Here is a 416-nt window from a genome sequence, read left to right on the forward strand (position 1 = left end):
AGGATCCGGATCTGCGCCGGCTTGTAGTCCTGCCGCAGCCGCTGGTAGCGGCGGATCGCCTCGACATGGCTCTCCCGGTACTCCGGCCTGGCACGGCTGCCGTCCGGATTGGGGATGAAGCCCTCGGCGATCAGGTAGCGGATCTGCCGGGGCGTCTCCCCCACCTCTTCCGCCAACTCGGTGATGTTCAAGGTGGACCTTCTATCGACGCAATTTCTTGTCGATAGATGCTTGAGGATCAGGATTGACGCAAGGACATTCGACGCAAATTTCTGTCAAATGTCTTGGAGTCAGCTTGCCGGCGCTTTTTGGGGACGCGGCGGCAAAGGCGCCGCAGTCCGGTTCTGTCAGCGCTCACGCCAAGGCAGGCCCGGGAAGGGCGCTGCGGCGTGTCGGCCCTAAGCAGCCTGCAGTAT

The 416-nt window shown here is 62.5% G+C and carries 1 protein-coding gene; it reads right to left on the reverse strand.

Going from position 1 to position 416, the window contains the following annotated elements; all coding sequences use genetic code 11:
• A partial coding sequence (locus AC0IW9_RS30400; protein WP_471652039.1) for a MerR family transcriptional regulator occupies positions 1-191 on the reverse strand: 191 nt, incomplete at its 3' end.
• Positions 192-416: the final 225 nt, after the last annotated feature.

This window comes from Belnapia sp. AC561, assembly GCF_979252845.1.